The sequence below is a fragment of the Streptomyces sp. NPDC033165 genome, assembly GCF_055577965.1.
In genome coordinates, this window is sequence record NZ_JBVIPK010000011.1 from 243,242 (window position 1) to 249,582 (window position 6,341).

A 6,341-nucleotide genomic window follows, 5' to 3' on the forward strand; every position below is an offset into this window, starting at 1 on the left:
CTACCCGTCCGGAAACCGTCTGGAGCAATACGGCGGTCAGAGCGATACGGCGGTGTCGACGGCACGCGCCACATCCCCGCCGACCGGGTAGAGCAACGAGCGCCCGACGACGAGGCCCCGCACGGTGGGCAGCCGCAGCGCGGTGCGCCACTTCTCGTACGCGGCTTCCGGATCGCCGCCGACCTCGCCGCCGAGCAGAACGGCGGGCAGCGTGGAGGCCTCCATGACCCGGCCCATGTCGTCGGGGTTCTCGGTGACGGGGACCTTCAGCCAGGTGTACGCGGACGTCCCGGCGAGGCCCGACGCGATGGCGATGGAGGTCGCCACGGCGGCGGCCCCGAGGTCGTTGCGGAGGCGGCCGTCGACGCGGCGGCAGAGGAACGGCTCGACGAAGACGGGCAGCCGGTGCGCGGCCATGGCGTCGATGGCCCGGGCGGCGGTGTGCAGGGTGTCCAGCGAACCGGGGTCGTCGTGGTCGATGCGCAGCAGCAGCTTCCCCGCGTCGAACCCGTGGCGGACCAGGTCCTCGGGGCGGTGGCCGGTGAACCGGTCGTCGAGCTCGAACGCCGCGCCGGCCAGCCCGCCCCGGTTCATCGAGCCCATGACGACCTTGTCCTCCAGGGCACCGAGGAGGAGCAGGTCGTCCAGGACGTCGGCGGAGGCGAGGACACCGTCGACGCCGGGGCGGGAGAGGGCGAGGCAGAGCCGCTCCAGCAGCTCGAACCGGTTGGCCATGGCCAGGGCCCGGTCCCCGACGGCGAGCGCGCCGCGTGCGGGGTGGTCGGCCGCGATGATCACCAACCGGTCGCCGGTGGTACGGAGCAGGGGACGCCGCGTCCGCCGCGCGGCGGCTTCGGCCACCGCTTCGGGGCGCTCGGCCCGCAGCCGGACGAGCTCGGAGACGGACGCGGCGGCAGCGCTCATGAGCCCGCTCCGGGGGCGGGGGCCTCGGGGCCGGAAGCCGCCCGTGCGAGGGCCTGTTCGACCTCGTACGGGAACGGCATCGCGGGCGAACAGGCGAGGCGGGAGGCGACGATGGCCCCGGCCGCGTTGGCGTACCGCACGACGCGGTCCAGCGGCCACCCCGCGAGCAGCCCGTGGCAGAGCGCGCCTCCGAACGCGTCCCCGGCGCCGAGTCCGTTGACCACGTCCACCGGCAGCGGCGGGCAATCGGCGGCCGTGCCGTCACGGTGGACGGCGAGCACGCCCTTGGGGCCCTGTTTGACGATGGCGAGCTCCACCCCGGCCGCGAGCAGGGCGCGGGCGGCGGCGTACGGTTCGCGCTCGCCGGTCGCGATCGCGCACTCGTCGACGTTGCCGACGGCGACCGTGGCGTGGGCCAGCGCTTCCCGGTACCGCGCGGGCGCCTCCGTACTGTCGTCGCCGTCCTCCCAGAACATGGGCCGCCAGTCGAGGTCGAACACGGTCGCGATGTGCGGCGGGCCCGGCGGGCGGCCGGCGCCACGGGCCCGGAGGGCGGCCAGCGTCGCGGAACGGCTGGGCTCGGCGCTGAGCCCGGTGCCCGTCATCCAGAAGATCCGGGCACCGCGGACCGCGTCGAGGTCGAGTTCCGGCGCGTGGATCTCAAGATCGGGCGCCTTGGGCTGCCGGTAGAAGTAGAGCGGGAAGTCGTCCGGCGGGAAGATCTCGCAGAACGTGACCGGCGTCGGATAGTCCGCCACCGCCGTCACCCACCGGTCGTCCACCCCGAACTCCCTGAGCTCCTGGTGGAGATACTCCCCGAAGGCGTCCTCCCCCGTACGGGTGATGACCGCCGTCCGCCGCCCCAGCCGGGCCGCCGCCACCGCCACGTTCGTGGGGGAACCGCCGAGGAACTTGCCGAACGTCTCGACCCGGGCGAGCGGCACCCCGATCTCCAGCGGGTAGAGGTCCACCCCGATCCGCCCCATGGTGATCACGTCGTACGGCTCAGGCATGCGCATCCCTTCGACCCACCGGTGGCCGGCTGACCCCAGGTCTAGTCGCCTCCCGGGAACCCTGTCAATATTTTGTCCGGACATTCGGACGAACTCTTGACACTCTTCCGTACGGGCCCCGAGGCTGGGCGATATGACCGCCTCCGCCCGTTCTTCGGCCCGCATCCGTATCGGCTCGGCACCCGACTCCTGGGGAGTGTGGTTCCCCGACGACCCGCGACAGGTGCCGTGGCCGCGCTTCCTCGACGAGGTCGCGGAGGCCGGGTACGCGTGGATCGAACTCGGCCCGTACGGCTATCTGCCCACCGACCCGGCCCGGCTGGCCGACGAGACCGGCAGCCGGGGGCTGACCGTCTCCGCCGGCACCGTCTTCACCGGATTGCACCACGGCCCCGACGTCTGGGAGCGGACCTGGGCGCATGTCGCGGACATCGCCGGACTGACCCGGGACATGGGTGCCGAACACCTGGTCGTCATCCCCTCCTTCTGGCGCGACGACAAGACGGGCGACGTACTGGAGGACCGGACGCTCACCCCCGCGCAGTGGCACGATCTGACCTCGCAGACCGAGCGGCTGGGCCGGGAGGTCCGGGAGCGCTACGGGCTGCGGATCGTCGTCCACCCGCACGCCGACACACACATCGACAGCGAGGAGAACGTCAACCGCTTCCTCGACGCCACCGACCCCTCCCTGGTCTCGCTCTGCCTGGACACCGGGCACTACGCCTACTGCGGCGGCGACAGCGTCAAGCTCATCGAGACCTACGGGGAGCGCATCGGCTACCTCCACCTCAAGCAGGTCGACCCGGAGATCCTGGCGGCCGTGGTGGCGGAGGAGGTCCCGTTCGGCCCGGCGGTGGCCCGGGGGGTGATGTGCGAACCACCGGGCGGAGTCCCCGCCCTGGAACCGGTCCTGGACGCGGCGCGCGCCCTGGACGTCGACCTGTTCGCGATCGTGGAGCAGGACATGTACCCGTGCCCCCCGGACAAGCCGTTCCCCATCGCACGCCGCACCCGCGAGTTCCTCCGCTCCTGCGGATCGCCCGGCTCCGCCCTCTGACGTCCCCGGAACGTCACACATATCTCCGTTACGCGGCTTTTCCGTCACAGGCGATCAACAGCCCCACCCCGCCTGTCGGCCAGGGGCGTTGAACCGAGCACAGGCTGAGTGATCGTCGGCTTGCGCTCCGCGACTCCCCCTTGACGGCCTCCCAACGGCCGCCACTGCGGAGCGCGGCAGAGCAGAGAAGTGCAGAGAGGTGTCACTGATGACGGACAGAACACTCTGGTCCTACAAGGACATTGCCGCACACATCCAGGTCCAGCCGGACACCGTCCGCTCCTATCGCAAGCACGGGCTTCTGCCCCCGCCCGACCAGGTGAAGAACGGCAAACCGTACTGGTACGGAGACACCGTCCGCGCCTGGGTCGCCTCCCGCCCCCGCAACCGGGGCCGCTGACACCCCGCCTCCCCGCCCCCCTTCCTCCCCCCCTTTCCCGTCTCTCCCCGCTACCTCTGGGCGGCGGCTGCGCGGAACAGCGCCGCCCAGAGGAACGGCTCCCCGAAGCGCGGGGAGTCGGGCGCTTCGTCGCGCATACGTCTCAGCTCGACCTCCGCCAGATCGGCGAAGATGCTCCGCAGCGCCTCGGGCGTATAGGCAAGTCCGCCCTGTAGACCTCCTGTCCGGTAGAGCTCCGCGTCCGGGAGCTCGGACCCCATCCCGCCCTCTCCCGCCGCGAAGCAGGTGAGCGCGAAGTGCCCGCCGGGCGCGAGGCAGCGTTCCAGGAGGGAGAGATAGCCGATACGGCGGTGGGGCGGCAGATGATGGAAGCAACCGGAGTCGTAGATCAGGTCGTACGGGCCGGACAGGGCGGCCCCCGCCGCCGTCAGGTCGAACGCGTCACCGCAGTGGAACCTGACCGCCCCCGCCTCCTCCCCGGCCCGCCCCGCTGCCCTCGCCCCGGCCCGCCCTGTCTCCCGCTCCCTTGCCCAGGCGATCGCCGCCGGGGAGAGGTCGACCGCGTCGACGTCGAACCCGAGCGCGGCCAGGTGGAGCGCGTTGCGGCCGGGACCGCAGCCGAGTTCGAGCGCGCGGCCCGGGGCGATCAGCCCCCGGCGGAGATACCCGTCAAGGCTCTCGTCGGGCTTGTCCACGAAGAACGGCACCGTCTTCGAACGATCCGCGTAGAAGTCGTCCCACCAGGACGATCCGTCGGCCGTCCACCGGTCGACCTCCGGTGCGAACAGCCCGTCCAACAGCGTCATGACGTCATCTGGCGTGCGTACATTCCGGTCCATCCGGGCCCCCTTTTCCGATGGGGAAATTCTCGCGCATCCCCTCGCGAAATCCCAGGTCACAGCGTGCTTGCCGATTCCCCCAGCGGATGACTCACGCCGTGCCGGGCCAGCACTGACACCCACCTGCACCCCCCGCCGCCCCACTGCCTGGCGGGCGCGACACCCCCCTTCCCGAGGCTATTTCCGGGCCACCCGAGAACTCTTTCCGAACGGGTTCCGCCCGCGACCGGGCGCAGAGCGCCACCGGGGTGCGTTGATACCCCCTAGGGGTATAGTATGAGACAGTGGGGCTTCCGGAGCCCTGCGGGCTGCCGCAGCCCGCCCCACGCCGCCGAAACGTGTTCGCGAAGAGGAGAACGTCATGACCGCCGAGACCGAGACCCCCCAGCCCACCGGCTCCTGCTGCTCGCCCACCGGGTCCTGCCACGACGGCGCGGCCGACGTGCAGATCGCGTCCGACTCGGTCACCACGGTGTACCAGGTCAAGGGCATGACCTGCGGCCACTGCGAAGGCGCCGTGTCGGAGGAGATCTCCGAGATCGCGGGCGTGACCTCGGTCAAGGCCGTCGCCTCCACCGGCCGGGTGACGGTGGAGTCCAAGGCTCCACTGGCCGAGGAGGCCGTGCGCGCCGCCGTCGACGAGGCCGGGTACGAGCTCGTCGGCCAGGCAGCCTGAAGGCCGCTCTCCCCGGAGCCGCACCTCCCGCAGGCTGTCGGGCCGGACCCACCAGTCGATACTGGTGAGGTACGGCCCGACCTGCGTTACCCAGGAGTTCGGACATGGCCAGCACAGCAGCGGCCGGTATCCCGGCCGCCGACACATCCGAGGCCGAGTTCATGATCGGCGGGATGACCTGCGCCTCGTGCGCCGCCCGCGTCGAGAAGAAGCTCAACCGGATGGACGGCGTCACCGCCACGGTGAATTACGCGACCGAGAAGGCCCGCGTCACCTACGGGGAGGGACTGGACCTGGCGGATCTCGTCGCGACGGTCGAGAAGACCGGCTACACCGCCCGCCCCGTCGCGCTGCCGCCGGGCGGAACGCCGACGTCGGCAGCGACCCCGTCCACCCCGGGGCCGTACGCCTCCAAGGGCGACGCACGGACGGACGCCGAGGCCGGCCCCCGCACTACCAGCGACACGGGCGCAGACGCGGGCCCGGACTCGGACACGGGCGTAGGCGCGGGCCCGGACTCGGACACGGGCGTAGGCGCGGGCCCGGACTCGGACACGGGCGTAGGCGCGGGCCCGGACTCGGACACGGGCCCAGACACAGGCTCGGGTGCCGACCCCGGCCTCCCGCCCCACGTCGGCACCGGTTCCGACACCGCCGCACCTTCCGCCGAAGCCGAGCAGGACGCCTCCCTGGCCTCCCTCAGACAACGCCTGGTCGTGTCCGGCGCACTCGCCGCCCCCGTCGTGCTGCTCGCCATGATCCCCGCCCTCCAGTTCGACTCCTGGCAGTGGCTGAGCCTCACCCTCGCCGCTCCCGTCGTCGTCTGGGGTGGTCTGCCCTTCCACCGGGCCGCCTGGACCAACGCCAAGCACGGCGCGGCCACCATGGACACGCTGGTCTCGCTCGGCACGCTCGCCGCGTTCGGCTGGTCGCTGTGGGCCCTGTTCCTCGGCGACGCCGGGATGCCCGGTATGCGGCACGGCTTCGACTTCACCGTCTCGCGCGCCGACGCCACCTCCGCGATCTACCTGGAGGTGGCAGCCGGAGTCATCACGTTCATCCTGCTGGGCCGCTGGCTGGAGGCCCGCGCGAAGCGGAAGTCCGGGGCTGCTCTGCGAGCGTTGATGCACCTGGGCGCCAAGGACGTCAGCGCCCTCAGGGGCGGTACGGAGGTACGCATTCCGGCGAGCGGGCTCGTCGTCGGCGACCATTTCGTCGTACGCCCCGGGGAGAAGATCGCCACCGACGGGACCGTGATCGAAGGTTCCTCCGCCGTCGACGCCTCCATGCTCACCGGCGAATCGCTGCCGGTGGACGTCACGGTGGGCGATCCGGTCACCGGTGCGACGCTGAACGCGGGCGGGCGGCTCGTCGTCGAGGCCACCCGCGTCGGGGCCGACACCCAGCTCGCCCGCATGGCGAAACTGGT

The 6,341-nt window shown here is 71.9% G+C and carries 7 protein-coding genes; 4 read left to right on the forward strand and 3 right to left on the reverse strand.

Annotation, left to right across the window (positions count from 1 at the left end):
- Nucleotides 1-36: 36 nt before the first annotated feature.
- Together ACZ5WC_RS24920 and iolC are read right to left on the reverse strand one after the other, a co-directional pair.
- Nucleotides 37-924, reverse strand: a complete 888-nt coding sequence (locus ACZ5WC_RS24920; protein WP_468542873.1) for a Cgl0159 family (beta/alpha)8-fold protein — start codon at nucleotides 922-924, stop codon at nucleotides 37-39.
- Nucleotides 921-1,937, reverse strand: a complete 1,017-nt coding sequence (gene iolC, locus ACZ5WC_RS24925) for a 5-dehydro-2-deoxygluconokinase (protein WP_468542874.1) — start codon at nucleotides 1,935-1,937, stop codon at nucleotides 921-923. The genes ACZ5WC_RS24920 and iolC overlap by 4 nt, the downstream gene beginning before the upstream one ends.
- A gap of 133 nt (nucleotides 1,938-2,070) precedes the next feature.
- Between iolC and ACZ5WC_RS24930 the strand changes: the two genes are divergently transcribed.
- Nucleotides 2,071-2,997, forward strand: a complete 927-nt coding sequence (locus tag ACZ5WC_RS24930; protein ID WP_468542875.1) for a sugar phosphate isomerase/epimerase family protein — start codon at nucleotides 2,071-2,073, stop codon at nucleotides 2,995-2,997.
- Nucleotides 2,998-3,205: 208 nt separating this feature from the next.
- Nucleotides 3,206-3,397: a helix-turn-helix transcriptional regulator gene (locus ACZ5WC_RS24935; protein WP_010064909.1), complete on the forward strand. Its 192-nt coding sequence runs from the start codon at nucleotides 3,206-3,208 to the stop codon at nucleotides 3,395-3,397.
- A 50-nt stretch (nucleotides 3,398-3,447) separates the two neighbouring features.
- On the opposite strand, the gene ACZ5WC_RS24940 is transcribed toward ACZ5WC_RS24935, so the two are convergent.
- Nucleotides 3,448-4,236, reverse strand: coding sequence for a class I SAM-dependent methyltransferase (locus ACZ5WC_RS24940; RefSeq protein ID WP_468542876.1), 789 nt, complete (start codon nucleotides 4,234-4,236; stop codon nucleotides 3,448-3,450).
- A 361-nt stretch (nucleotides 4,237-4,597) separates the two neighbouring features.
- Between ACZ5WC_RS24940 and ACZ5WC_RS24945 the strand changes: the two genes are divergently transcribed.
- Together ACZ5WC_RS24945 and ACZ5WC_RS24950 are read left to right on the forward strand one after the other, a co-directional pair.
- The gene (locus ACZ5WC_RS24945) at nucleotides 4,598-4,912 is read left to right on the forward strand and encodes a heavy-metal-associated domain-containing protein (protein ID WP_468542877.1); all 315 of its coding nucleotides are present in this window, start codon (nucleotides 4,598-4,600) and stop codon (nucleotides 4,910-4,912) included.
- A 104-nt stretch (nucleotides 4,913-5,016) separates the two neighbouring features.
- Nucleotides 5,017-6,341: heavy metal translocating P-type ATPase (locus ACZ5WC_RS24950; RefSeq protein WP_468542878.1), on the forward strand; the 1,325-nt coding region annotated here is incomplete at its 3' end.

Excerpts from the sequence above, each read along its gene's own strand:
- ACZ5WC_RS24920 (WP_468542873.1), bottom strand. The coding sequence starts at position 924 with ATGAGCGCTGCCGCCGCGTCCGTCTCCGAGCTCGTCCGGCTGCGGGCC.
- iolC (WP_468542874.1), bottom strand. The coding sequence starts at position 1,937 with ATGCCTGAGCCGTACGACGTGATCACCATGGGGCGGATCGGGGTGGAC.
- ACZ5WC_RS24930 (WP_468542875.1), top strand. The coding sequence starts at position 2,071 with ATGACCGCCTCCGCCCGTTCTTCGGCCCGCATCCGTATCGGCTCGGCA.
- ACZ5WC_RS24935 (WP_010064909.1), top strand. The coding sequence starts at position 3,206 with ATGACGGACAGAACACTCTGGTCCTACAAGGACATTGCCGCACACATC.
- ACZ5WC_RS24940 (WP_468542876.1), bottom strand. The coding sequence starts at position 4,236 with ATGGACCGGAATGTACGCACGCCAGATGACGTCATGACGCTGTTGGAC.
- ACZ5WC_RS24945 (WP_468542877.1), top strand. The coding sequence starts at position 4,598 with ATGACCGCCGAGACCGAGACCCCCCAGCCCACCGGCTCCTGCTGCTCG.